At 61.7% G+C, this 25,732-nt stretch carries 23 protein-coding genes, 1 pseudogene and 1 riboswitch; of the genes and pseudogenes, 18 read left to right on the top strand and 6 right to left on the bottom strand.

Annotated features, from left to right (window positions below):
• Positions 1 to 23 precede the first annotated feature (23 nt).
• Together ffh and QRN42_RS05330 are read left to right on the top strand one after the other, a co-directional pair.
• Positions 24 to 1,604: a signal recognition particle protein gene (gene ffh, locus QRN42_RS05335; RefSeq protein WP_284978264.1), complete on the top strand. Its 1,581-nt coding sequence runs from the start codon at positions 24 to 26 to the stop codon at positions 1,602 to 1,604.
• Between the two features lie 45 nt (positions 1,605 to 1,649).
• A complete protein-coding gene (locus QRN42_RS05330; protein WP_284978263.1) occupies positions 1,650 to 2,372 on the top strand; it encodes an alpha/beta fold hydrolase in 723 nt (240 codons plus the stop codon).
• Here QRN42_RS05330 and thiC read toward each other — a convergent pair.
• Positions 2,355 to 4,178: a phosphomethylpyrimidine synthase ThiC gene (gene thiC, locus QRN42_RS05325; RefSeq protein ID WP_284978262.1), complete on the bottom strand. Its 1,824-nt coding sequence runs from the start codon at positions 4,176 to 4,178 to the stop codon at positions 2,355 to 2,357. The genes QRN42_RS05330 and thiC overlap by 18 nt on opposite strands.
• A riboswitch (TPP riboswitch) is annotated at positions 4,147 to 4,254 on the bottom strand. Its footprint overlaps the gene before it by 32 nt.
• 61 nt (positions 4,255 to 4,315) lie before the next feature.
• Here thiC and QRN42_RS05320 point away from each other — a divergent pair.
• From QRN42_RS05320 to QRN42_RS05255, 14 genes and pseudogenes are all read left to right on the top strand, one after another.
• Positions 4,316 to 5,416 carry an amidohydrolase family protein gene (locus tag QRN42_RS05320; RefSeq protein WP_284978261.1) on the top strand — a complete coding sequence of 367 codons (1,101 nt, stop codon included), beginning with the start codon at positions 4,316 to 4,318 and terminating at the stop codon, positions 5,414 to 5,416.
• A 78-nt stretch (positions 5,417 to 5,494) separates the two neighbouring features.
• The gene (locus QRN42_RS05315; RefSeq protein WP_284978260.1) at positions 5,495 to 6,382 is read left to right on the top strand and encodes a VOC family protein; all 888 of its coding nucleotides are present in this window, start codon (positions 5,495 to 5,497) and stop codon (positions 6,380 to 6,382) included.
• 127 nt (positions 6,383 to 6,509) lie between these two features.
• Positions 6,510 to 6,947, top strand: a complete 438-nt coding sequence (locus QRN42_RS05310) for a hypothetical protein (RefSeq protein ID WP_284978259.1) — start codon at positions 6,510 to 6,512, stop codon at positions 6,945 to 6,947.
• 241 nt (positions 6,948 to 7,188) lie between these two features.
• Positions 7,189 to 7,611, top strand: a complete 423-nt coding sequence (gene rpsP / locus QRN42_RS05305; RefSeq protein WP_024817151.1) for a 30S ribosomal protein S16 — start codon at positions 7,189 to 7,191, stop codon at positions 7,609 to 7,611.
• A 1-nt stretch (position 7,612) separates the two neighbouring features.
• Complete coding sequence (locus QRN42_RS05300; protein ID WP_011775119.1) at positions 7,613 to 7,855, top strand: RNA-binding protein; 243 nt, start codon at positions 7,613 to 7,615, stop codon at positions 7,853 to 7,855.
• Between the two features lie 127 nt (positions 7,856 to 7,982).
• On the top strand, positions 7,983 to 8,537 hold the full coding sequence (gene rimM / locus QRN42_RS05295; protein WP_284978258.1) for a ribosome maturation factor RimM: 555 nt from the start codon (positions 7,983 to 7,985) through the stop codon (positions 8,535 to 8,537).
• The gene (gene trmD, locus QRN42_RS05290) at positions 8,538 to 9,338 is read left to right on the top strand and encodes a tRNA (guanosine(37)-N1)-methyltransferase TrmD (RefSeq protein WP_284978257.1); all 801 of its coding nucleotides are present in this window, start codon (positions 8,538 to 8,540) and stop codon (positions 9,336 to 9,338) included.
• A gap of 276 nt (positions 9,339 to 9,614) precedes the next feature.
• Complete coding sequence (rplS, locus tag QRN42_RS05285; RefSeq protein WP_090818948.1) at positions 9,615 to 9,968, top strand: 50S ribosomal protein L19; 354 nt, start codon at positions 9,615 to 9,617, stop codon at positions 9,966 to 9,968.
• 80 nt (positions 9,969 to 10,048) lie between these two features.
• Positions 10,049 to 10,726, top strand: a complete 678-nt coding sequence (gene lepB / locus QRN42_RS05280) for a signal peptidase I (RefSeq protein ID WP_284978256.1) — start codon at positions 10,049 to 10,051, stop codon at positions 10,724 to 10,726.
• Positions 10,727 to 11,530, top strand: coding sequence for a signal peptidase I (lepB, locus tag QRN42_RS05275; protein WP_284978255.1), 804 nt, complete (start codon positions 10,727 to 10,729; stop codon positions 11,528 to 11,530).
• Positions 11,531 to 11,535: 5 nt separating this feature from the next.
• A complete protein-coding gene (gene rnhB / locus QRN42_RS05270; RefSeq protein ID WP_284978254.1) occupies positions 11,536 to 12,318 on the top strand; it encodes a ribonuclease HII in 783 nt (260 codons plus the stop codon).
• 63 nt (positions 12,319 to 12,381) lie between these two features.
• Positions 12,382 to 12,726 carry a DUF2469 domain-containing protein gene (locus QRN42_RS05265; protein WP_089595421.1) on the top strand — a complete coding sequence of 115 codons (345 nt, stop codon included), beginning with the start codon at positions 12,382 to 12,384 and terminating at the stop codon, positions 12,724 to 12,726.
• 127 nt (positions 12,727 to 12,853) lie between these two features.
• The gene (locus QRN42_RS05260; protein WP_284978253.1) at positions 12,854 to 13,219 is read left to right on the top strand and encodes a YraN family protein; all 366 of its coding nucleotides are present in this window, start codon (positions 12,854 to 12,856) and stop codon (positions 13,217 to 13,219) included.
• Positions 13,220 to 13,903, top strand: a pseudogene (locus QRN42_RS05255) (magnesium chelatase domain-containing protein); the annotation flags it as partial.
• A 675-nt stretch (positions 13,904 to 14,578) separates the two neighbouring features.
• Here QRN42_RS05255 and QRN42_RS05250 read toward each other — a convergent pair.
• The 5 genes from QRN42_RS05250 to QRN42_RS05230 all read right to left on the bottom strand — a co-directional run bounded on the left by QRN42_RS05250 (position 14,579) and on the right by QRN42_RS05230 (position 22,136).
• A complete protein-coding gene (locus tag QRN42_RS05250) occupies positions 14,579 to 15,850 on the bottom strand; it encodes a M20 metallopeptidase family protein (RefSeq protein ID WP_133830840.1) in 1,272 nt (423 codons plus the stop codon).
• Between the two features lie 154 nt (positions 15,851 to 16,004).
• On the bottom strand, positions 16,005 to 17,495 hold the full coding sequence (locus QRN42_RS05245; protein ID WP_207604505.1) for an aldehyde dehydrogenase family protein: 1,491 nt from the start codon (positions 17,493 to 17,495) through the stop codon (positions 16,005 to 16,007).
• A gap of 203 nt (positions 17,496 to 17,698) precedes the next feature.
• On the bottom strand, positions 17,699 to 18,814 hold the full coding sequence (locus QRN42_RS05240; RefSeq protein ID WP_166651676.1) for a Zn-dependent alcohol dehydrogenase: 1,116 nt from the start codon (positions 18,812 to 18,814) through the stop codon (positions 17,699 to 17,701).
• A gap of 149 nt (positions 18,815 to 18,963) precedes the next feature.
• On the bottom strand, positions 18,964 to 20,334 hold the full coding sequence (locus QRN42_RS05235; protein ID WP_284975248.1) for an aminotransferase family protein: 1,371 nt from the start codon (positions 20,332 to 20,334) through the stop codon (positions 18,964 to 18,966).
• Between the two features lie 278 nt (positions 20,335 to 20,612).
• Positions 20,613 to 22,136, bottom strand: a complete 1,524-nt coding sequence (locus QRN42_RS05230; RefSeq protein WP_133830838.1) for an APC family permease — start codon at positions 22,134 to 22,136, stop codon at positions 20,613 to 20,615.
• Positions 22,137 to 22,515: 379 nt separating this feature from the next.
• Between QRN42_RS05230 and QRN42_RS05225 the strand changes: the two genes are divergently transcribed.
• Both QRN42_RS05225 and QRN42_RS05220 read left to right on the top strand, forming a co-directional pair.
• Positions 22,516 to 23,889, top strand: a complete 1,374-nt coding sequence (locus QRN42_RS05225) for an aldehyde dehydrogenase family protein (protein ID WP_133830837.1) — start codon at positions 22,516 to 22,518, stop codon at positions 23,887 to 23,889.
• Complete coding sequence (locus QRN42_RS05220; protein WP_133830836.1) at positions 23,879 to 25,585, top strand: diflavin oxidoreductase; 1,707 nt, start codon at positions 23,879 to 23,881, stop codon at positions 25,583 to 25,585. Before QRN42_RS05225 ends, QRN42_RS05220 begins: the two co-directional genes overlap by 11 nt.
• The last annotated feature ends 147 nt before the right edge of the window (positions 25,586 to 25,732 follow it).

The following is a 25,732-nucleotide window of genomic DNA, read 5'->3' as shown; positions in this document are numbered from 1 at the left end:
CCATCGAAAGAAGTGCACGGCGCGTGTTCAATTCACTCTCTGACCGGTTGACAGCAACCTTCAAGAACCTTCGTGGCAAGGGGCGGCTCTCCGAGGCCGATGTCGATGCCACCGTCCGGGAGATCCGCCGCGCCCTGTTGGACGCGGACGTTGCCGTATCTGTGGTCCGCGAGTTCACATCGCGCGTCCGCGAACGTGCACTCGGTGCCGAGGTCTCTGGTGCCCTGAATCCCAGCCAGCAGATCGTCAAGATCGTCAACGAGGAACTCGTGGAGATCCTTGGCGGCGAAACCCGGCGTATCCGCTTGGCCAAGACAGGCCCCACGGTCATCATGCTCGCGGGCCTCCAAGGTGCGGGTAAGACCACCCTTGCCGGCAAGCTGTCCAAGTGGCTCAAGGCCCAGGGCCACAGCCCCATGCTGGTCGCTTGCGACCTCCAGCGTCCCAACGCCGTAACCCAGCTGCAGGTAGTTGGCCAACGCGCCGGTGTCCCGGTGTTCGCGCCGCACCCGGGCGCCACGTCCGAGCTTGAGCACCCGGCCGGGGACCCTGTTGCTGTCGCCAAGGCCGGCGTCGAAGAAGCGCGCCAGAAGCTGCACGACGTCGTCATTGTTGACACCGCCGGGCGCCTCGGCGTCGACGCGGAGATGATGGACCAGGCCCGCCGGATCCGCCAGGCGATCATCCCCAACGAAGTCCTGTTCGTGATCGATTCCATGATCGGCCAGGACGCCGTCAACACGGCCCTGGCGTTTGACGAAGGCGTTAACTTCACGGGCATCGTCTTGTCCAAGCTCGACGGCGATGCGCGCGGCGGCGCGGCGCTGTCCGTGGCATCCGTTACCGGCAAGCCGGTGATGTTCGCGTCCACTGGCGAAGGCCTGGATGACTTCGAACTCTTCCACCCGGACCGCATGGCTTCGCGGATTCTTGACATGGGCGATGTCCTCACCCTGATCGAGCAGGCTGAGAAGGCCTGGGACAAAGATGAAGCCGCGAGGATGGCGAAGAAGTTCGCCGACCAGGAAGACTTCACCCTGGACGACTTCCTGGCCCAGATGCAGCAGATCCGCAACATGGGCTCCATGAAGAAAATGCTCATGATGATGCCGGGCGCCCAGAACATCCGTCAGCAGTTGGAGAACTTCGACGAACGGGAAATCGACCGGGTCGAAGCCATCGTCCGCTCCATGACTCCGCACGAGCGGGTAGCCCCCAAGATCATCAACGGCTCGCGTCGTGCCAGGATTGCCAAGGGCTCGGGCGTGCACGTTTCCGAGGTCAATGGTCTCTTGGAACGTTTTGGCCAAGCCCAGAAGATGATGAAGAAGCTTGCCCAGGGCGGCGGGATGCCAGGGATGCCCGGCATCCCCGGTCTTGGTGGCCCAGGCGGCGGCCGTAAGGGCGGCAAGAACGCGCCGAAGAAAAAGCCGCGTTCAGGCAACCCGGCCAAGGCGGCCCAGGAACTGCGCGAGGCCGAGGCCAAGCGGGCCAACGCATCCGCAGCAGCACCTACCGGCGCCGCTTTCGGTCAGAACATGGCAGACTTCGATCCGTCTTCGCTCAATCTTCCCAAGGGTTTCGACAAGTTCCTGGGTAAGTAACCCGGTACATCACTGGATGTCCGGGCCGTGGAATAGGCTGATCGAATGCATAAGCAGCGCGTAGTCTTCGTTCACGGCTTGGGCAGCTTTGGTGCTGCGGCATGGCCGAAGCAGCACGGCATGGCTTTGGCTTATGACGCACTTTTCCTGCGTCGGCACGGTTTTGACGCCCGTGCCGAACCGCTCGCCTCTGACGTCGCGGCAGATGTTGCCATCCTCGTCAACGCGCTGAAGGATGCCGGTGGGGGCCACGTCGTTGCACATGAGCAAGGCGCCATTTCTGCCATGGTGGCGGCAGTTGAACGGCCTGACCTGGTCTACTCGCTTTCGCTGGTTGAGCCGGCTTGCTTGTCGCTGACGGCGGAACTCCCGGCCACGGCCTCCCACAGGGCGCTCATGGAGCCCCTGTTCGAGGTGCGGACGCAACTGAACGACGTCGATTATCAACGCGAGTATTTTCGGCGGGCATTCTCTGCCGAAACCGGTGAGGTGGACACCCCGGAGGCCTTGCGCGCTGCCCGAAGGCTCAGGTTGCAAGCACCGCCCTGGGAAGCGCCCCTGCACATCGTTCCCGGGGTTCCTACCTTGGTCCTCACCGGTGGCTGGGAGCCGTTGTATGAAGAGATTGCCGGCTACCTGCGGGAGACCGGTGCCCTCCACCGCGTAGCAGCAGGCGGGCACCGGCCCCAGGATTCCATCGACGGCGACCGGGTTATCCGGTCCTTCGTCGCGGACGTCGGGCGGGCAATGTCAGTTCAGGCGTCCTGAGTCGTCGCCTGCCGCGGAAGGCACTTCAAGTTCGGGCAGATAAACCTTCCCACCCGCAGCAAGGAATTCCTGGCTCTTTTCGCGCATCCCGGCATAAATTCCCGCGATGGCTTCCTGTGACTGGGCTGAGCCGAATTCATCGCGGATGTCCTGGCTGATTCGCATGGAACAGAACTTGGGGCCGCACATCGAGCAGAAGTGGGCGGTCTTTGCGGGCTCCGCGGGGAGGGTTTCGTCGTGGAAGGACTCTGCAGTGACAGGGTCCAGGGACAGCGCGAACTGGTCCCGCCAGCGGAACTCGAAGCGTGCCTTGGAGAGCGCGTCATCCCGCTCGCTGGCCCCTGGGTGCCCCTTGGCAAGGTCAGCGGCGTGGGCCGCGATCTTGTAGGTGATCACCCCGGTCTTCACGTCGTCCCTGTTCGGTAGCCCAAGGTGTTCCTTCGGGGTCACGTAGCAGAGCATGGCGGTGCCGTAGCGGGCGATTTCGGTGGCGCCGATGGCAGAGGTGATGTGGTCATACCCGGGCGCGATGTCCGTGACCAACGGGCCCAGAGTGTAGAACGGTGCCCCCTTGCAGAGTTCCTGTTGGCGCTCCACATTTTCGCGGACCAGGTGGAAGGGGATGTGGCCGGGGCCTTCCACCATGACCTGGACATCGAACTCCCACGCGCGGTGGGTCAGTTCTGCCAATGTGTCCAGTTCCGCGAACTGCGCGGCGTCGTTGGCATCGGCGATGGAGCCAGGCCGCAGGCCATCACCGAGGGAGAACGCGACGTCGTACTGGGCGAAAATCCGGCACAGCTCGTCGAAGTGGGTGTACAAGAAGTTCTCCTGGTGGTGCGCCAGGCACCAGCCCGCCATGATCGAGCCACCCCGGGACACGATGCCCGTCACCCGGTTGGCGGTCAGCGGCACGTACCGCAACAGGACGCCGGCATGGATGGTCATGTAGTCCACGCCTTGTTCGCACTGTTCGATCACGGTGTCGCGGAAGATCTCCCACGTCAGCTTGTTCGCTTCGCCGTTAACCTTCTCCAGCGCTTGGTAGATCGGCACCGTTCCGATCGGTACGGGGGAGTTGCGGACGATCCATTCGCGGGTGGTGTGGATGTCATCGCCCGTGGACAGGTCCATGACGGTGTCCGCACCCCACTGCGTGGCCCACTGCAATTTGTCGACTTCGTCCCTGATGGAACTTGTGACTGCGGAGTTTCCGATGTTGGCATTGATTTTCACCAGGAAAGCCTTGCCGATAATCATCGGCTCGGACTCGGGGTGGTTGATGTTGCTGGGGATGATGGCACGCCCGGCTGCAACTTCACTCCTGACAAGTTCCACATCGCAGTTTTCCCGGAGCGCCACGAACCGCATTTCCGGGGTGACGATTCCTTGCCGCGCGTAGTGCATCTGCGTGACGGTCCTGCCCTCGACGGCGTGGCGGGGCACAGGTTGCGTGCCCTTCCACTCAGCCGACGCGGCTCCGCGGCGAACGGCGGACTTCCCGTCGTCGAGCAGGTTCCGGCCACGGCCCGAATACACTTCCGTGTCGGCCCGCGACTGAATCCATGGGGCCCTGAAGGGTTCAAGACCCACCACGGGGTCACTGCCAGGACCCGCTGTGCGGTATACCCGCAAGGGAGGGTTGGGGTCGCCGTTGGGAGAGGACTCCAGTGCGATCTCGGTGACGGGGACCCGGATGTCGTGCCCGGGATCCTCAAGATAGGCCAGCGAGTGTGACTGGGATTGGGCAGGGTTGTGCTGTGTTTCGGTGTTACTCAAGGGACTGCTCACTTCCTTCGCCGGCATTACCCGGACAGGTTCAACGGTCGCAGACTGCATCAGTCCGATCTCAGCCCCTGCAGGGGCACCCGTGTGGTCGTAGATGAAGCTATCACAGCCTTGAGGGACGTCCCAGCCCTGGGGGTCCGGACTAGGCTTTTGCCATGGCCAACATCATCGAATTCTCCGGACCCGTGCTCGTCTCGGCCGACCAGGAACGGCGAGGGCTGTGGTCAGTGGATGGCCAGCTGACTTTTGACCGGCCTTCGGCTCCTCCGGACGCGGTGTTGGACGGTTGGGTCCTGCCGGGATTCGTTGACGCCCATTGCCACATCGGGCTCGGAGTGGGCGGGGCGGTTGATGAGCAAACCACACTCGCCCAGGCCCAAGCGGACCTCGACGCCGGGACGCTGCTGATCCGTGACGCCGGATCGCCAACCGATACCCGCTGGGTCCAGCAACGGGAGGACTTGCCTCGCTTGCTGAGGGCTGGCCGGCACATCGCCCGGAGCCGGCGCTACCTGCGGGGCTTGGGCCATGAGATTGAACCGTCCGAACTTGTCGAAACAGTCCGCAAGGAGGCACGCGACGGCGATGGCTGGGTCAAGCTCGTTGGTGACTGGATCGACCGGGACATGGGGGATCTAGCGTCCTCTTTTCCTGCAAAAACCGTCAAGGACGCCATCGCTGCAGCCCATGACGAAGGAGCCCGGGTCACGGCCCATTGCTTCGCCGAGGGCACCATCGATGAGATGCTCGACGCCGATATCGACTGCATCGAGCACGCTACGGGGCTACTGCCGCGGCACATTCCCCGCTTGGTGGAGCAATCCGTTCCGATCGTCCCCACGTTGGTTAATATCGCCACCTTTCCCGATATCGCAGACCAGGCAGCAGGTAAATTTCCTGCGTACGCCCAGCGCATGGTCCGGCTGTGGAAGCGGAGGCGGGAACGTGTGGCAGAAGCCTTCGAAGCGGGGGTGGCGATCTATACCGGCACGGATGCCGGCAGCGTTATCAAGCACGGCAGGATCGCGGATGAGATGGCGGAACTGCACGACGCCGGCCTTCCGCCACTGGCCGTCTTGGAGGCTGCAACGTGGGGCGCGCGGAGATGGCTCGGGGCCCAAGGCATTGCGGAAGGTGCCAGTGCCGACGTCGTCGTGTGCGATGCCGATCCCAGGCGCCAACTGGACACTGTTTCATCGCTCCGGCACGTAGTGCTCAGGGGAAAAATCGTGTTGAGGCGAAACGCCGTTCTTTAGGAATAAATTGAAGCTTCAAGTAATTTAGAAGGATAGAAGGTGCCGAAAGGGCGGCAACCTCGGAACCAGGAGCTTCACATGAGCACATCATCAACCACAGGACTATCCAACCAGGATCTCCTTCCAGCGGAACTCACCATGGGCACCGTCATGCTCAAGGTGGGCGACATGACGCTCATGAGTGACTATTACCAGCGCGCGCTCGGTTTGGACGTTGTGGCTGAGCAGGACGGCGGCCTGTACCTGGGCCGCGTGGGCAAGCCCGTGGTGCACCTGGCGCCCGCGTCGGGGCTGCTCCTTCCCGGCCGTGGCGAGGCCGGGCTCTTCCATACTGCGATTCTCTTCGAAGACCAGCCTTCGCTGGCTGCCACCATTGCAACCGCAGCCGAGTATGAGCCGCGGGCGTTCGTGGGCAGTGCCGACCATCTGGTGAGCGAAGCTTTCTATTTCACCGATCCCGAGGGCAATGGCATCGAGCTCTATTACGACAAGCCGCGCGAAGTGTGGCAGTGGGACGGCAAGAACGTGGTGATGGACAATGTCACCTTGCCGCCACAACGATTCCTTCAGCAGCACCTGAGCGAGGCGGCGGTGACGGGGCAGCGACAGGCTGCCGCCGGCGTCGGGCATGTCCACCTGCAAGTAGGCGACGTCCAGACCGCGCAGGATTTCTACGTTGGGACCCTTGGTTTCGAACGGACCGCCGGCTGGCACGGCCAGGCACTGTTCGTCTCCGCGGGTGGCTATCACCATCACATGGCCATGAACGTTTGGAACAGCAGGGGCGCCGGACCGCGTAAAGATACCTTGGGGCTGGGCGAAGTACTGATCGAAGTGCCGGCGAATGATGACGTCGCAGCCCTGGCTGATCGGCTCAAGGTGGCCGGAATCGACCATCACCACACCGGCTCCGAGCTCCGTTTTGACGATCCTTGGCGGAACAAGCTGCGCGTCGCTGTTCGCTGAGCCAAGCGTCAGCCCATGGAGGGGGAGGGTGCTCCGCACTGCACTAGGCTGGGCATTGACGTCACCGGACTCCGTGCGGGCCGGATGTCGTCGCCCCGTCAGCACGAACGAATGAGAGTACTCTCCCATGGGCTTTGCCGAAATATTTGTAGCCACCCACGCTGAAGCACTCAAGCGCGCCGCCGCCTTGGACCGGGGAGCTGAAGCTGCCGGTCCCGCCGTCAGGATCAATGGCATCACGGATTTTGAGGTTGAGCAGTTGGGCGACCTTGCCGGCCAGGCCGTGCATGCTGCTGGGGCCGACTACGAACTCGCGCTCGTCGATGTCACCAGCGACGCACTTCTGGGCGTTCCGGAGGCCATGGTCAAGGCGCTCGCCGAACTCCTCACCTACGAGAACGAAGGCGATGGCAATGTCCTCGATGACGTTGCCGCGGCGTGGGCCGAGCAGGATGACATGCCTTTCGACGCCGCCGCATCGCGACAATACGTCCAGCAATTGGCGGCCCTGGCGACTGACGTCGAAAAGACCGATCGTGCCGGTCTCTACGTCTGGTCCGTCTGAGGGAAGTGTTGCCTTCTCCCGAATTAGCGACTTTCAGCAGGCTGTAGTGACCAATCACACACGGCCGTCTGTGGCCTAAGTCGTAATCGTTCCGGTCATCTGGCACAATAGACAGGTACTCGATCGGCGCGGCCCCTCTCTCCGTGCTCGTATCTTGTCCTTCGAACCGTCAAGTATGGCCCGCCCCACGGGTGCAGAACGTCGGGTTCAACTCTTTTCAGAAACAGGAGTGACCACAAAAGTGGCCGTAAAGATTCGCCTTAAGCGCTTCGGTAAGATGCGCGCACCGTACTACCGCATTGTCGTCATGGATGCCCGCGCCAAGCGCGATGGCCGTGCCATTGAAGAAATCGGCAAGTACCACCCCACCGAAGAACCGTCGTACATCGAGGTCGCTTCCGAGCGCGCCCAGTACTGGCTCTCCGTTGGCGCCCAGCCCACTGAGCAGGTTGCAGCGATCCTCAAGATCACTGGTGACTGGCAGAAGTTCAAGGGCCTGCCGGGCCAGGAAGGCACCCTGAAGACCAAAGCTCCGAAGGAAGCCTTCGTAGCACCGGAGAAGGGTTCCGTTATTATCCCGGAAGCCATCACCAAGAAGGCCAAGAAGGACGAGGCCGCTGAGGCTCCGGCCGAGGCTGAAGCAGAGACCACCGAGGCTGAGTAAGTTGCTGGCAGAAGCGCTCGAGCACTTGGTTCGTGGGATCGTTGACAGCCCTGAGGATGTCAAGGTCAGCGCCAAGAACAACCGCCGTGGGGAGTCCCTCGAGGTGCGAGTTCACCAGGAGGACCTCGGACGGGTGATCGGCCGTCAAGGACGCACAGCACGCGCACTGCGCACTGTGGTTGCGGCTTTGGCCGGTGGCGAGCAGGTCAGGGTCGACGTCGTCGACACCGACCGTCGCCGGTAACGCGCTCAGCACTGCTTGTCTTAAGTCCGGCCCCTTCACCGAATATGGTGGAGGGGCCGGATTGCTTTACCCCTAAAGTCATTACCGTGGCCCCGGCGGCACGGCATACAAGAATTCAGAGGAACCCATGCAGCTCCAGGTTGCCCGGATCGGCAAGCCCCACGGCATTCGCGGCGAGGTGACGGTGCAGGTACTGACCGACGCTCCTGCTGAGCGTTTTGTCGCTGGAACCGAGTTCGTCGTTGACCCGGCGTCCGCCGGTCCGCTGACCATCCGCAGTGCCCGATGGAACAAGGACATCCTCCTGCTCGGTTTTTCGGAGATCGCCGATCGGAACGAAGCTGAGGCGATCCGTGGCGCGAAGCTCTTCATAGAGACCGAAGAGCTCGACGACGACGACGACGACGAAGGCTGGTACGAGCACGAACTCGTTGGCTTGGAGGCGCGTGTTGGACCTCGGGTGGTCGGCAAAGTTGCCGCTCTCACTACTTTGCCGGCCCAAGACTTGCTGACGGTCACGACGGATGACGGCAAGGAAATCCTCATTCCCTTCGTCGATGAAATCGTGCCCGAGGTGAACGTCGAGGACGGGTACATCGTGGTGACCCCGCCTGATGGCCTCTTTGACATCAACAACGAGACAGGTGAGGAGCCCGGAGACGCTCCCGGGGATGACGCCTGAATGAGGATCGACGTCGTCAGTATCTTTCCGGAGTACCTGGCCCCGCTGGAGCTCTCGCTCATAGGCAAGGCTCGCCAAGACGGTCTCTTGGAGCTCAACGTTCACGACCTCCGCAGCTTCACAACGGACCGGCACCGGACCGTGGATGACACGCCCTACGGCGGGGGTGCCGGTATGGTCATGAAGCCCGAGCCCTGGGCCCAGGCGCTCGAGTCCGTGGTCCGGCCAGGCGATGGCTCCAAGCCGGTACTGATTGTCCCTTCGCCCGCAGGGGAGCGCTTCAACCAGGCGCTGGCCTACGAGCTTGCCGACGAAGAGCAGCTTGTCTTCGCGTGTGGCCGCTACGAAGGCATTGACGAACGTGTCATCGATTGGGCGCAAGACCACTTCCGGGTACTTCCGGTCAGCCTCGGCGATTACGTGCTTAACGGCGGCGAAGTGGCTGTGCTTGCCATGGTCGAGGCCATCGGACGACTATTGCCCGGGGTTGTCGGCAACCCGGAATCACTCATTGAGGAGTCCCATTCCGATGGACTGCTGGAGTACCCGGTGTACACCAAGCCGTCAGCGTGGCGTGACCACGACGTCCCGGCCATCCTGCTGAGCGGGAACCACGGCAAGATCGCCCAGTGGCGCCGGCACGAGCAGTTCCGCCGCACAGCCGAGCGACGGCCGGACCTCTTGGCCGAATACGATGCCGGTTCCTTGAGTCGTGCTGACAAAAACGCACTCGCCGAACTTGGATACGACGTCGTTGATGGCCGCCTGCGACCCCGATCCGGCGGCGAGGCGGACAACTAAAGGCAAGACGCCGCCGTCGAGCCTTTCGTTCGAGCGGTGCTGAGCCGCCGGTTGGCCGGATGCTCGGTCATATGGCAGAATTAACCCTTGTGTCTGCTGGGCTGACACCTGCCACAGGGGGAGTTCAGCCAACAGTCGGACAACCGGCGACGCTAATCAGTAGCGGCACCGGTCACAAAGAATCTTCGGCGGAGATTTCCGGTAGGCCTTCGTGCCCCGGGCTTGTCCGCCGTAACCCAAAGTGAATGACCTGTGGCGTTCACCAGGAGTGGATTAATGCATATCCTCGATAGCGTAGATGCAGCCTCGCTGCGTAGCGATGTTCCGGAGTTCCGCGCGGGCGACACCCTCAAGGTGCACGTGAACATCATCGAAGGCAAGAACTCCCGTGTCCAGGTATTCCAGGGCTTCGTCCTGGGCCGCCAGGGTGACGGCGTGCGCGAAACCTTCACCGTGCGCAAGGTTTCCTTCGGCGTCGGTGTAGAGCGTACCTTCCCGGTACACTCCCCGATCATCGACAAGATCGAGGTCGTCACCAAGGGTGACGTCCGCCGCGCCAAGCTTTACTACATGCGTGCACTGCGCGGTAAGGCTGCGAAGATCAAGGAAAAGCGCGACTTCGCCAAGTAAGTCCTGCGACAATCGCAACGGGTCCAGGAGTAGTGCCCGGTTGTTCCGGAGCAATCCGCAACGCAACAGGGATACGAGTCATGGACACAGCAAAACGCCAGCCCCGGAAACAGGGCTGGCGTTTTGTTTTGCTTGCGCTTGTTCTGGCCGTCGCTATCAGTGGGCTGGTCCGATCCCTGTGGATCGACGTCTACTACATTCCTTCCGAGTCCATGGAACCGTTGCTCCGCACGGGGGACAGGATCCTGGTCTCACGGACGGCTTTCGCGTCCGAGCCGATCCGCCGGGGCGACGTCGTCGTGTTTGACGGAAGGGGTTCATTCGCCCCGTTGAGCAGCGGAAAGGGACCCCTTGCGGACGCAGTTTCCGGCGCGGGTCAATGGTTCGGCTTCACTGGCAGCGATACCACATACGTTAAGCGGGTCATCGGGCTTCCCGGGGACCATGTGCAATGTTGCGACGCCGGGGGCCACCTCACAGTGAACGGTCAGGCACTTGAGGAACCCTATTTGTACCCCGGGGATGTGCCGAGCCTGCAAAAGTTCGACGTCGTTGTGCCCGAGTCACGGCTGTGGCTGATGGGTGACCACCGGTCCCGCTCCGCGGATTCCCGCGGCTTGCTAGGAGCCCCCGGTGGTGGAATGGTTCCCATTGACAGGGTTATTGGCAGGCCGATCCAGATCGTCTTTCCACTTGATAGATTTGCAGGAGTGCCTCGCACCACGCAGGCCGTAACACCATCGAAGAACGGACAGTAGATGCCGGACCAAGCTCCAGAGAACCCCGAGCTACCCGAGGACGACGCCCGGCTCCGTGAAGGCACGGCTGCTGTCGCCGAGGAAGGGGTACCTGCGGGCAGTCCAGGGGGTGCGCACGCCGCCGGGAAGCCGCAACGGAACGCCGCATGGGGTTGGCTGCGGGAGATCGGCACCGTGGTGGCAATCGCCGTCGTCCTGTCGTTCCTGATCAAGACTTTCCTCTTCCGCGCCTATTTCATTCCTTCCGAGTCCATGGAAAATACCTTGGACGTGAACGACCGCATCTTCATCAACCTCCTCGTTCCCCAGGCTTTTGGTTTGTCCCATGGGGACGTCATCGTGTTCAAGGACGAACAGGGATGGCTGGCACCGATACCCAAGAAGGCCCCAGGACCTTTGGATTGGGTGGGAGAGAGCCTGGTGTTCGTGGGGCTCATGCCGGACGACAATGAACAACACTTGGTCAAGAGGGTCATCGGGTTGCCCGGCGATCACGTGACCTGCTGTGACGCACAGGGTCGGGTCAGCGTCAACGGGGTCCCGCTGAACGAGACCTACATCAACCCCGCCGAGGTGCCCCAGCCGAACCCGTTCGACGTCGTAGTCCCCGCCGGCAAGGTCTGGGTGATGGGCGACAACCGCAACCACTCCGCCGATTCACGGAGCCACGCGCAAACCAACGGCGGCTTCGTGAACATTTCGGACGTCGAGGGAAAAGCCACGATCATCGCATGGCCCTTTAGCCGTTGGACGGTGCTCGACAACTACCCGAACGTCTTCCGCAACGTTCCCGCGGCCAAGTAGTTTCAATGCCGGCACCAACCCAAACCCACACCACGGCCAAGTCCACGGGCGGAGCGAAACCGGTAGCCAAAACGGCGTCAAAACCGGCGGTCAAAAAGAAAGCACCGCTGAAGAAGAAGTCCCCGGTCGGTGTTCCCACATTGGATACCGAGCGGTCCTTCCTTGCACCCGGTGTTACCTTGCTGGCAGGCGTTGACGAGGTAGGCAGGGGGGCCTTGGCAGGTCCCGTGACGGTGGGAATCGCCGTCGTCCATCTTGAAACCCATGGCCTCTTGGCGGACGTGCGCGACAGCAAACTACTGAAGCCCGAAGACCGCGAGCGACTCGAGCCCATGGTCCGGCAGTGGGCTGTGGCGTGCGCCGTAGGGCATGCGTCCGCTCGCGAGATCGATGACATCGGCATCATTGCAGCCCTCCGCCTGGCAGGTACCCGGGCGTGGTTCGACATCGTTGAAGCGGGCATCAGTCCCGACGTCGTACTCCTTGACGGCAGCCATAACTGGCTCTCTCCGGACCCACAAGCCTCCCTGTTCGATACGGCAGCCGGTGGGCCGTGGTGTGAGGCGCCGGTGCACACTCGTATCAAGGCCGACATGAGCTGCCTCAGCGTGGCCGCCGCAAGTGTGGTGGCCAAGGTGGCCCGCGACAGGATTATGGTCGATCTCCATGAAGAGGCTCCGGCCTACGGCTGGAACGTGAACAAGGGCTACGCTACCTCTGCCCACAGGGAGGTCATTCGCTCGCAGGGTCCGAGCACCTACCACCGGACCAGTTGGCACCTGACCTGATCGGGTTTCACGTCACTGCGCTGAATGGCGCGTGGTGCTGCGGAGATAGTGCAAGATGGAACCATGAGCGCCGAGGACCTTGAGAACTATGAGACCGACATGGAGCTTCAGCTCTACCGCGAGTACCGGGACGTGGTCGGTTTGTTTAGCTATGTTGTCGAAACCGAGCGGCGGTTCTACCTTGCCAACCACGTGGATTTACAGGCCCGAAGCGCTGACGGGGAAGTCTACTTTGACCTGACCTTGCAGGACGCGTGGGTATGGGACGTCTACCGCTCGGCCCGGTTTGTGAAGAACGTCCGGGTGATCACGTTCAAGGACGTCAACGTGGAGGAACTGCCTCGGAGCGAGGATTTGTCCTTGCCGAAGGATGGTGGCCTCGGGGACCTGGGCGATCTCGGCAACTAGCAGCGCAGCTGGTCTGCTCGTTGCTTCCTACTTGTCCTCCACATTGCCCCGTTTGGCGGGAGTTGCCCACATAGCGCCGTAGTGCAGTGTCCGAGTCCGTTGCCAGCCTGAATGCTGGTGAACGGAGGTGATGCTCGTGCGAGCAAAGGACATACTGGGCCAAAATGGTGAGGCCCTGGCGGCTGAGTTCCTGGAGAACCAGGGCATCCGGATTGTGGACCGCAACTGGCGGTGTGCAGAGGGTGAAATCGATATTGTGGCCATTGAGGGCGATACCCTGGTGGTCGCGGAAGTGAAGACGCGCAGCAGCCTGGATTATGGTCATCCCTTTGAAGCAGTTGGTGCGGCCAAGTTGGCGCGGCTTCATAGGCTGGCATCGGCGTGGAGCAGGGACCACGAGTTAACGCTTCGGCGGTGGCGCGTTGACGTTGTCGCGGTGGTGGCCGACGGCATTGGGGACCCTGTTCTTGAACACCTGCGGGGTGTGGGTTAGATGGGCGTGGGACGCAGCTATTGTGTGGCGCTGGTTGGGCTGAACGGACACATGGTGGAAGTCGAAGCGGATATCGGCCAAACCCTGCCGAACTTCGTGATCCTTGGACTGCCTGACGCGGCCCTGAATGAGGCCAAGGAGAGAATCCGCTCTGCTGCGCAGAATTCCGGTATCCCCTTGAGTCGGCGGAAGATCACGGCGAATCTCATCCCGGCGTCCTTGCCTAAACGGGGCTCTGGTTTCGACTTGGCTATCACCATGGCTGTCCTCCGCGCCGCCGATGACATCCGTTCGGTGGACGGTACCGTGTTTATCGCGGAGCTGGGACTTGATGGGAGGCTCCGGCCTGTTCGTGGGCTGCTTCCAGCGGTCATGGCCGCTGTTCAGGCCGGGTTCCCGGACGTCGTGGTCGCTGAAGCGAATGTTGCTGAGGCATCCTTGGTTCCGGGGGCGAATGTGCGCGGATACAAGACGTTGGCCAGGCTCGCTTTCGACTACGGGGCCGATCCCAAGGACCTCGCCCTCGATTACGATCCCTTGGACACGGAGCCGGCGGACGAACACGGCACTGACGGCGTCCAGGTTCCGGATCTGTGCGATGTCTCAGGGCAGTCGGAAGCACGCCGCGCTTTGGAAGTCGCTGCTGCCGGCGGCCACCACATGTTGCTGACGGGCCCACCGGGTCTATGTCCTTAACCATGCATGCGTGAAGGCGCGAGCGGTGGCTGAATTGCAGTCAAAACGTGCTCGTGACTTTCATCGCGGATGCAGCGCCTGCACGAGCCCGGCCGAGCTGCTGCCCTCGCCTGGGCGGCGGTCTCCGGCAAGACGGTCAGATCTAGTGAGATGGGTCCTGATCAGTCACGGAGGGGTTCATTGGTCATATGAGGCAACGTTCTCGGACCCACCCCTATTGCTAACAGTGTCTGGTCTTCAGATGGTACTGAACTCCATCAGCCCTGGGCCTCGGCACATTCTTTCGCACGCCTGCATCGACCCCGCCAGGACGACCGGGCCAACGGTAAGAAGGATGGTAGGCATGAGTTAGCAGCTTGCGCCACGGGTGCCAGGGGTAAGGCGGAAGTGGTCCATGGGTGGGCTGTGCGCTCCAAAGGGGAGAACGTCTTCGCCCCCATGTGTCAGATTGCATTCCAGGACCCACTCGTGTCCTTGTCAGGAAGGAAAGAAGAGGACTCTATTGTGACAGGACCCGGATGGGGCGCTGACGTCACGTTGGGTGTACCAATCTGATAGTGGTTGAACTGCCATCCATTCGGGGCTTCGAGACCGGTCCTGCTAGGTCCGCTGCCTCAAGTGAGGCGTGGGCCGCTCCGGAAGCCCTCCGAGCTGCGCCCGGGGCTACCCCAGGACCTCCAACTCCTGGAGCTTTCCAAGCGCCACGCCCGCCATAAATTGTGTCTGGTCGACGAGGACACTGTCGTCAAACACTGCCCTGGGCGAGTGCATGGGGGCCCACTCCATGGGGTCGATATCTGGAGACCCAGCTCCGAGGTGCCCGTACGCTCCTGGGACCTCCACGAGGACACGGGAGAAATCGTCAGAGCCGGTCCTGGGGGACGGGCTGGGCACGAACCGGTGCTCTCCGAAGAACGTCCGTGCGGTCCTGCCCCAGAGTTCGGCGTCACTTTCGTGATTGACGGTGGCCGGCATAACCGGAGTGAACGTTGCCTCGGCTGTCAGTTGATGAGCAGTCGCCAGTTGCCGGATGAGATCCGGCAACTCCTGTGCGAGCCGCGCTTCGACACCGGGGCTGAAAGACCTGACGCTGGCCCTGAATTCCGCCGAATCAGGTATGACATTAGAGGCGGAACCGCCATGGAATTGGCCCACGGACAGTACCACGGGATCAAAAACGTTGAATCGCCGGGTGATGTACGTTTGGAGCGCGCCAAGCATTTCAGCAGCTACCTGTATGGGATCCAGAGCTTGGAAGGGGCGTGAACCGTGCCCGCCACGCCCGATAACCTTGACGGACAGATCTCCGAAGGCAGCCATGTAGGAGCCGGCACGGGTCGTGAACACGCCTGACGGGATGTCCGAAACGACATGCAAGGCGTAGGCAGCATCCGGTCGCCTGCCGGCTGCGTTAAGAACGCCTTCCTCCAGCATGATGCGGGCCCCCTCATGTCCTTCCTCCCCCGGTTGGAACATGAAGATGACGTCACCGGTCAGGCTGTCACGTACGGACGAAAGCAACCGGGCGGCACCAATCAGGCCCGCTGTATGCAGGTCATGACCGCAGGCATGCATCGCTCCATTAGTCGAGGCAAAGGGTATTCCCGTCTTTTCTGCCACAGGAAGGGCATCCATGTCACCTCTGAGCAGTACAGTGGGACGGCTCCCGACGGGGGCCTGGGTGGCCCCGCCGCGTAGTACCGCAACCACGGACGAGGCTGCTTTTCCCAGGCTTATTTCGAGGTCGAGTCCCTTGAGTGCCTCAAGGACCCGGGCCTGGGTGCGGGGCAGATACAGGCCGACTTCAGGATCGGCGTGCATTTCCCTACGGAAATCGACCAGGTCGCTTCCATAGGCCGGGATCGCCGCTGTGGCGTCCTCAAGGAAACTCAGCGGTGAAAACCGCACCGTATCTGTCGTTGAAGTATCTGTCATTGAAGGACTTTCTCGTCTCATGTTGCCAGGCTCTGGCCTGCTGCTTTCCCGAGAGGACGCGGACCCCCGTCTTAGCCACGCGTCACGTTCCCGGACTGTTTGTCGCAGGCCCCCACGGGGCCTGGCCTACGCTTGTTGGGGTCGGATATGGCGCCTAGAGCGGGGAATCCGTCCTGTCCACGCCAACCACGCGGTCGCCGGTGAAGAAGCGGACGCCATACTGCGGACCGTGGCCACCGATACCGCTGGTGCCCCAAAAGCTCTGGCGTGAACTGCCGGCGAGGTCGCTCATGAATGTGCCGTTGATGCGGACTTCACCGGCACGAATACGGGATCCCACTTCGATGGCCCTTGCTTCATTGGCACCGAATACGTAGGCATCCAGGCCGGTTGCGGGGCCGTTCGCATGGGCAAGTGCCTCCTCGACCGAATGCACCGGATGTACCGTTACCAGCGGCCCGAAAAGCTCTTCCGTGGCGGCCTCGGCGGCACATCCGACGATCATCCCCGGTGCCATGAACCAGCCGTCAAGACCCGGCAGCTCGCCGCCAGTGACGAGCTTTCCCCCCAGCTCGAGGAGCCGATTCACTGAGGCTTTCAAGCCATCACGCTGCCGCTGGAATGCCAGGGGACCCACTTGCGTCGACTCATCCAAGGCGTTTCCGACCCGAAGCTTACTGAGTTCAAACTTCATAGCTTCAACGAAACGGTCGTGAATCGACTCGTCAACCAGTACTTTGCCTGGCGCCTCACACCACTGGCCGTTGAGACGCGTCATGCCCTGCACAATGGACCGCGCCGCCGAGCTGACGTCGGCGTCATTCAGAATGATCACGGGATTGTTGGATCCGAGCTCCATCTGCATGACCGCCAGGTTGGACGCGGCAGCCTGCGCAACCGTCCGGCCTGCGGAATCGCCACCCGTAAATGAAAGAGCCTCGATCCTGGGGTCCGATGTCAGCAGTGCTCCTGTCTCCGAATTCCCATGAATCAGCTGAAACGCGGCGCCCGGGTATCCCAGTTCGGTCATGGCAGACACGATCGCCTCAGCGAAGAGCTGGCAACCGCTGGGGGCGTTCTCGGAGGGTTTGAGGATGACGGGGCAACCGGCCGCCATGGCTGCCGCCACCTTGCCGACCACGGTGAACGTTGGGGCATTCCAGGGGCCGACGATGAGGGCTGGGCCGAGGGGCTTGCGCAGGATGACCACAGACCTGGCATGGTCAAGGGTCTCCGATTCACCAAGCTGTTCCGCTTCAGCAATAGTTCCGCGGACTCTGTCACCCAGTGCACCGGCAATCAGGCGGGTGGTGCGGATAGGAACCCCGGTGTTGATGCTGTCCTGGAGGGCGACTTCTTCGCTCTTCGCATCGAGGGACGCGGCTACCTTCGTCAAGAGCTCAAGGCGGTCCGGGAGTTTGATGTCTTCAAGTTTCCCGGACCTGTGAAGGGTCGCTGCTGCCGCGAGTGCCCGCTCGACATCATCCTTTGCGGTCTTGCGCATCGGCTGCCGGGGTTCGCCAGTATTTGGGTTGGTAAGGTAGCGGCCGTTTTCCTCGAGCTGCAGCCATGTGCCATTGACAAAGGAGCGTTGCTCGACGAGGTCGGGGGCAATATCAGTCAGTTGGGCTAGTCCTTCAGTCATTTAAGGGTTGCTCCTCTGGTTTCGTTTGTGGGTTTTGTCGTCCATAACCAGTGACGGCAGGGGCTGGCCCCCGATGTTTGCTGTTCATGTTCGGAAGGCTGTGCAGCGGCCTAACGTTCGTTCCGGCCCGGCTGTGGCGCAAAGCAAGATCGCGATCACCGGTAACCAGGCCGACGCCGCAACGATCTACGCAGTTATCTGGATCACGATTGCCTGTTGGTCATGTTCAGCACGACGCGGATCGTCGACGCATCCGCCATCGCTTCGAATCCCTCGTTGATGCGGTCGAAGGGCAGCTCTTTGGTAACCATTCCATCGAGATCCAGCCGATTGTTCAGGTAGTGGTCGGTGAACATGTCGACATCGCTGAGGAACCTGTTCGCACCCATGTACGCGCCTTGGAGGTGTCGGTCGCCGTAGATGAGTGCATCTGCGGGGATACGCAGTTCGGACCCGGTGGGCATGAGACCGAGTATGCTGGCGGTTCCGTTCGGGCTCAGGAGCGAAAAGGCGAGTTCCGCTGTCTCACTGCGGCCGACCGCCTCGATTGCATGGCTAACACCCTGGGGAAGAAGTGACCGGACCTGGATGAGTGTTTCTGTCGGGTCAGGTGATGAGAGAACTGTGTCCGTGGCACCGAAGTTGCGGGCGAGCTCCAGCTTCGCGGGCACGGCGTCAATGGCAATGATCCGTCGAGCCCCAGCCAGCCTTGCACCCTGGATGGCGGCTATTCCGACGCCGCCGCAGCCGATTACGGCGACAGTATCCTCTGGCCCTACTTTTGCGCCGTGAATGACCGCGCCGACTCCTGTACTGATGCAGCAACCGAGAAGACATGCCACCTGGGGAGGCAGGTCAGAGCCGACCACTGCAACGGATGCCTCTTTCACCAGGAAGGCCTCCGCAAATGCGCCGATACCGCCGAGCGACTCGACGCTTGATCCATCATGTGAGATGAGTCTGGGCCGCTGCCGCTCACGCATCGAGTCGACCCGTTCGCACTGGGTCGGGCGCCCGCTGATGCAGTTGCGGCAAGCGCCACAGGACGGGGTTACGGTTGTTACGACGCGGTCTCCAGTCTTAATTCTTGTGACGCCGGAGCCGACGCGCTCGACAATGCCTACGACTTCATGTCCGAGGACCGCCGGCAGGGAGATATCCAGGGCCCCCTTCAGGTAGTGCAGATCGCTGTGGCAAAGGCCAACTCGCTCCGTCCGGATGAGGACCTCATGGTCCTCCGGATCATCCAGCAGCAGCTCGCGGATCTGGAGAGGTGTTCCGGGCTTTTCCAGTACGGCGGCAAGAATGGGTGTAGGCACTTGGCTTCCTTGAGGGTTTAGGCATTTGCAGATGGATCGCTTCGACCATCTTCGGCCCTGGCAGAGTTTCAAAAGTGTGTGGAGGGAACAGCCTTTACGGCCACTATGTGCAAGGTGACCAGCGTCGGCACATGGTGGAATGACAGGGATTAAAGACAGCTTCCGCTTCCAACTCGGGATCCGCTCCGGCTGTCATCCACAGCGGCCCACCGCTCAACATGGTGTTCCATGGCGCGAAGGGCTTCCTCCAGCTTCGCCAGCAGTACCCGGGTCTCCTCTTCGCTGATCACCAAGGGCGGGGACAGGATCACCGCGTTGTTCAGCGGAGCAATGCCTGCCGGATAGACAATAAGCCCCTGGGCGAGGCATTCCTGCACGAAGGTGTTGGCCGCTCCGAGCGCAGGATCGGGCGCCTGCTTGCTTTCCTGGTCCGTAACGAACTCGAAGCCCCACAGCAGGCCCCGGCCACGGACATCGGCCATGCAGTGGTACCTGGCTGCCAGGGAGAGCAGTCCTTCTTTGAGCTGCTTCCCCCGCTGCCGGACGTTTGCAAGGACGTTCCGGCGTTCCATGAAGTCCAGGACCGCCAGGCAGGTGGCTGCCCCCAGGGGATTCCCCGAAAAGGTGTGCCCGAACGGAGCGACACCGCTGCCTTCCCTGAGCGCCTCGACAACATGGCCTCGGAGCAGGACGCCGGCAACAGGGGAATAACCGGCACTTAATCCTTTACCGATGAGAAGAAGGTCCGGGACGACGTTCTCGTAGGAACTCGCAAACCAATCTCCCGTCCGCCCGACGCCCGTGATGACCTCATCAATGATCAGCAGCACATTCAACCGGTCACAGATTTCGCGCAACCGGGAGAGGTAGCTAGCCGGAGGCGTCAGGACCCCGCCGGCGGCTCCAACGATCGGTTCCACGATCACTGCTGCGACCGTGCCAGGGTCCTCGTTCCGAATGGCATCTTCGAAGGCTTGCGCAGCCCGCAGCGCGTATGCTTCTTCGTTCTCGCCCGGCTGCGCGAAGCGATACGCGTAGGCCGGCGGGGCGAAGGAGAACGCATGCAACAACGGCCCGTAGTCGGGGCGGCGTGCTGCATGTCCCGACATTGACAGGGCTCCCATGGTCATGCCGTGATAGCTGATGTTCCGGCCGAGAACTTTGACTTTGCCCGGGAGCCCCCTTTCGCGCCAGTAGCTGACTGCTGTCCGGATGGCGAACTCGGACGCCTCTGATCCGCTGTTGACGAAGAATGCCCAGTCAAGGTCTCCCGGTGCCAGATCGGTGAGCCGCCTTGCCAAGGCCTCGGCGGGCACATTCGTGAACTGGGTTCGGTAAGTAAAGGCCACCCGGCATGACTGCGCCTTCATCGCCTCTGCAACTTCTTCTACGCCATGGCCGATGTTTGCAGTCATGGCCCCGCTGCACCCGTCCAGGTACTGCAGACCGGCTGAGTCATACAAGTAGACCCCCCGGCCATGGGTGACCACCGGGTATGTCTTATCAATGGTCTGCTTCAACAGAGCGCTCTCAGAAATGGAATACTCCTTTACTGTCCTGGCGAGCCTTCTGAGGCGTTTGTACCAGGGCTGATAGATGGTCGCTTGCCTCAGTGGAGGTCCGGCGGTGTTGCACAGGCCTCAGAAGATGCAGGCCGGGCCATCGAGTTGACCCCGTCAGGTATGACCAGAAGTGGGGTGATCAGAGATCAACGGGTTCGGCACTGCTGTGGTGACGTCGTTCTGGAGGTCACCACAGCAGTGCCTCGGGCCCGGCACGAGTCCGGAATCCCGGGGGGTTAGCTCTTGTTTTCCGCCGTAGCGCAGTTCTCGCTTTTGGCCGGTTCGTGCTCCTGGCTTGATACCGGGGGCAGAAGCGCGGCGTATGCTTCGGGCCGTTTTGAGCGCATCACCAGTGCGGTCACCAAACCGCCGACAAACAGGGCTCCCATGACCGTTAGCAGGATGCCTGCAGCCAGGTCACCGCCGACAAGAAGCCCAAAGTTCTGCACGACCAGGAAGACAATCGCGCCGAGACCGATCACAGCAAGAGCGGGAGCAAACAGCGTGGCCCACAGCTTTCCTGTTGCCTTTCTCCGGAAGAACACGAGCACCGAGAATGACGTGAGGGCCATCAGAACCACCACGCCGAGTGTTGCTGATCCCGAAAACCAGGTGTACGCCTGCGTCACCGGGTCTAGCCCGAGGAGCGCCTCGACCCCAAGCAGGGCAATTGCCACGACCGACACAGTCAACGAGGCCCTGGAAGGAGCTCGGTGTCGGGGATGGACCGTGCCAAGCCCGGAGGGGAGCACGCCCTGCGTTCCGAGGGTGAACAGGTAGCGCGTCAGCACGTTCTGGAACGTGAGAATGCAGGCGAAGAGGCTGCTGATCAGGAAGACTTGAAGGAGAGTTGCCAGGACAGGGGAGACGTACTTCGCGGCCAAACCGACCACGATGCTGGTGGGATCATTCGTAGCCACTTCAACGATGTTGCTGTCACCGATACCGGCCTGCATGGCCCATGCGGTGAACGTGTAGAAGATGCCGACAGCGAGGACGGCGATGTACGTTGCGCGCGGTATTGTGCGGTCGGGGTCACGCGCTTCGTTGCGGAAAACAGCGGTGGCCTCAAAACCAATGAATGAGAAGAAGGCAAACATGACGCCCAGCGGCGGGACACCTTCACCCAGACGGGCGGGGGACAGTGAGTCACCGCTCAAACCTTCCGCACCGCCGTGGACAACCACCCCGATGTTTACTGCCAACAGAACGACCGTTTCAATGACCAGGACCACACCCAGCACCTTGGCGGAGAGCTCGACGTCCCGGTACGCAAGAGCACCGCAGATCGCCATCAGCACCAGACTGCACAGCCACCAAGGCAGATCCGGGCCGCCCAGATCGTGAACAGTGGTCTGGGCCGCTGATCCCAAGTATGAACACAGCGCAAGAAACAGGAGCAGGTAAGTACCCAGTGCAAAGGTGGAAGCCCCTAGCCCCATGCCCCGGCCGAGGCCAGTCTGTATGTAGGAGTAAAAGGCCCCCGCATTTTTCACGAACGGCGTCATACGCGTGAAGCCAATCGCGAACAGAAACAGGATCGCCGTGGCGATGAGGAAGAACAGTGGACCGCCCGTGCTTTCCGAGGCAGATACCACCACAGGCCAGCCGGCCACGACAGCTGTCATCGGTGCGGCACCAGCCACAACCATGAACACGATTGATCCGACACCTAGCCCGCGGCCGAGTAACTTGTCGGGGGTCAGGAGTCCGTTGGGTCCGGCATCCACCGGCTCAAATTGAACATTATTAGTTGCCATTCGTCCCTCCCGGACGTTTGAAGCCTAGTCATTTCACGATGCTTTCGACAGGGCGAAAATGAGTAGCACCGCTGAAATCCAACTGCAGTCGTGGCCCCCTTGCCACGGCTGCTGTGAACTGGGTTACAGCCTAAAGTCGCTCCTTACACGCTGCTGTGTCAGCTCTGCACACTATCCCCACCGCTCATGGTCGCAATGCACAGTTTTGGCGCATGTCACCCCGGTGTGCAGGTTGCACATGCCTGACATCGATGTGGTGCCCGTCGCACTCGCTCCCTGGCCGGAGCCCGGGCATGCTCGATACCAACGGAGCTTCCCAGACTCCACATGGGACTAGGAATCTTTGACGAAATCCACTCTCCTGAAGGAGCACCCGAGTATGAGCAGCATTATTTCCGTTTACAACCCCGCTACAGAGGAACTGATTGGTGAAGTCCCTTCGTACGACTTGGCTGAGGTTGACGCGGCCGTCGAGCGTGCCCGGAAGGCGCAGAGCATTTGGGCGCGGAAGCCTATCGCCGAACGCCGTGACGCCCTCTGGGCCATCGCGGACGCTGTCATCGCGCACACCGACGAGCTGGCCTTGCTCGAATCAACCGACGTGGGCAAACCGCTGGCCGCCGCCCGGCAGGAAGTGCTCGGAGTAGCCGAATGCTTCAAGTACTACGCGGGCATTATCGACAAGATCCTCGGCGACACCATTCCCGTCGACGGTGGCATCAGCATGACCTTCCGTGAGCCGATGGGCGTCGTAGCCGTCATCTCCCCGTGGAACTTCCCTCTGCCGATCGCGTCATGGGGTATCGCACCTGCCCTCGCCTGCGGCAACGCCGTAATCGTTAAGCCTGCGGCCCTCACCCCGCTGTCCACTGTCCGTCTTGGCCAAATCGTGAACGAACTGGGCGTCGTCGGCGACGCGCTGCAGGTCCTCACCGGCTCTGGGGCACGCGTCGGTAACGCCCTTGCCGAACACCCCGGCGTTAACAAGGTCAGTTTCACCGGTTCCACCGAAACCGGCCGGTCGATTATCCAGGCAGCGTCCAAGACGATGAAACGGGTCACCCTCGAACTGGGTGGCAAGTCCGCCAGCATCGTCTACAACGACGTAGACCTTGCAAAGTGCGTCCAGGCGGCGCCTATGTCTGTCTTCGACAACACTGGTCAGGACTGCTGCGCCCGCAGCCGTTTTCTCGTTCAGCGGGGAGTCTTCGACGAGTTCGTTGAAGGGTTCATCGAAACGACCCGCGCCCTGAAGATCGGTAACCCGCTCGATGCCACAACAAATCTCGGCCCTCTGGTATCGGCCAGCCACCGCGAATCCGTGTCCAGCTTCCTCGGTGACGGACTGAACGTTGTCACCGCAGGCGAGGCACCGGAGGGTCCCGGCTTCTGGATGGCACCGCGGATCGTTATTGCGCCGGACCCCAAGAGCCGGGTGGCAACTGATGAGATCTTCGGCCCCATCGCCTCGGTCATCCCCTTTGACACCGAGGAAGAAGCCATCGCCCTGGCAAACAGCTCCATCTACGGGCTCAGCGGCTCCATCTGGACCAACGATGTAGGCCAGGCACTCAGGACAGCACGGGGAGTGGAGTCCGGGGCTCTGTCCGTCAACTCCAACTCTTCGATCCGGATGCAAACGCCCTTCGGCGGCTTCAAGCAGTCCGGCATCGGCCGCGGACTGGGCCAGGCAGCCATCGAGGCCTACACCGAACTCAAAACCGTCTTTGTAAGGACTGATCGTGACAACTGAGACAGGGGAACTGGTCCGCACCGACCAAGGCATCTCTTCCGAAGTTTCCGGTGCAACAGACAGTGCTGTGCAGACCCTGAGCGTGCTTTACGGCAGCCAGACCGGGAACGCAGAATTCCTGGCATCCAAGATCGTGGACAAGGCAAACGCCCAGGGCTATGCAGCCGAGCTGATGAGCCTGGACATGCTCACCCCCGAAGATGCGGCGCGCAAGGACCGGCTGCTGATCGTTACCGCCACACACGACAACGGCCACATGCCCGATAACGCGCAACCGTTTTGGGATCAACTTCAGAGCGCTGGCGCAGACCTCTTTGAGGATGTGCCCTTCGCGGTCCTTGCCATTGGCGACTCGATGTACGAAGACTTCTGCAAGGCCGGCATCGACCTTGACACACGTCTTGGCGAACTCGGCGGCAAGCGGATCCTTGACCGCCTTGACTGCGATGTCGACTATGACCTGACGTCGGGCAAGTGGATCAAGGGCATGCTTGAGACCTTCAAGACAGTTGTTCCCAAGAAGCCAGGCAAAACCCCGCAAGCCTCCTCCGCCCCGGGAACAACGCCCGCTGAGCAGCCCAAAACCACCCGCCGGGAACCTGATACGGCCACTGTCGTCGAGGCCCGCCTCCTGAGCGCTCCGGAGTCTGAAAAAGAGGTCTGGCACTATGAGCTGGAGGTCAGCGGCGACGGCCGCAACTACCGGCCGGGTGACTCACTCGCCGTAATCCCGGCCAACTCCGGCGAGCTCGTCGATGACCTCCTCGCCTTTCTGGGCCTCGAGGGAAGCGAGGTGTTCGGTAACGACGGCAAGACAGTACGCGAGTCCCTCCAAAACGACTATGAGCTTCGGCTGCCTCATCTGGGCATCGTGGCCTGGCTGGTTGAAGATCTCGCGCCCGATCATCCCGTGCGGAACCTCGTCGAGTCCGGTGATCGCCTGGCGTTGGAGAATTGGCTGTGGGGACGGGACATGCTGGACGTCCTGCAGGAAACGAGATCAACAGATGTTGATCCGCACGAGTTCATCCCAATGCTGCGGCCTTTGCAGCACCGGTCTTACTCCATCGCATCCAGTCCACTTGCTGACGGTGACCGTGTCCACCTGACGGTCTCTTCCGTGCGGTACGAGGCTGCCGGGCGCCGGCATTCGGGCGCTTGCAGCGGTTTCCTCCAGTCCGCCGCGGAAACCAAGACGGCCATGAAAGTGTTCCCGCTGCCGGCCCACGAGTTCCACCTGCCCGACGACAGCTCAACTGATGTGATCATGATCGGCCCAGGCGTCGGAATTGCCCCGTTCCGCGGCTTCCTTCGTGAGCGCGAAGTCTCACAGGCCCGGGGACGGAACTGGCTGCTCTTCGGGGACCGTCACGAGAAGCCGTCCTGGCTCTATCAGGATGAAATGGAAGAACTGCAGACCAATGGAGTGCTGGACCGGCTCAGCCTGGCGTTTTCCCGGGATCAACAGGGCAAGGTCTACGTCCAGGACAGGATCCGCGAGGAAGGTGAAGACGTTTTTGCCTGGCTGTCGGGCGGTGCTTCGGTCTACGTGTGCGGCGGCAAACAGATAGCACCTGACGTTGACGAAGCCTTGCTGGCCGTGCTCATCAGCCACGGTGGAATGACGCCCGAATTGGCGCACGACTACCTGCAGTCCATGAAAGGCGAAGGACGTTACGTCAAGGACGTCTACTAAGCCTGCCTGCCCGCTCGGTTCCGGGGATTTTCGCACCCCTGGAACCGGGCAGGAACACAACAAAGCCTTGGCCTGAGTGCAGGGACGCGGTCTCAAATGTGACGTGGCTTACCGAATGCATGTAGCCGGCAATCATGATGTGCACTT

Source organism: Arthrobacter sp. fls2-241-R2A-200, assembly GCF_030209745.1.
Lineage (GTDB): Bacteria > Actinomycetota > Actinomycetes > Actinomycetales > Micrococcaceae > Arthrobacter.
This window is presented reverse-complemented; position numbering and strand designations above follow the sequence as displayed.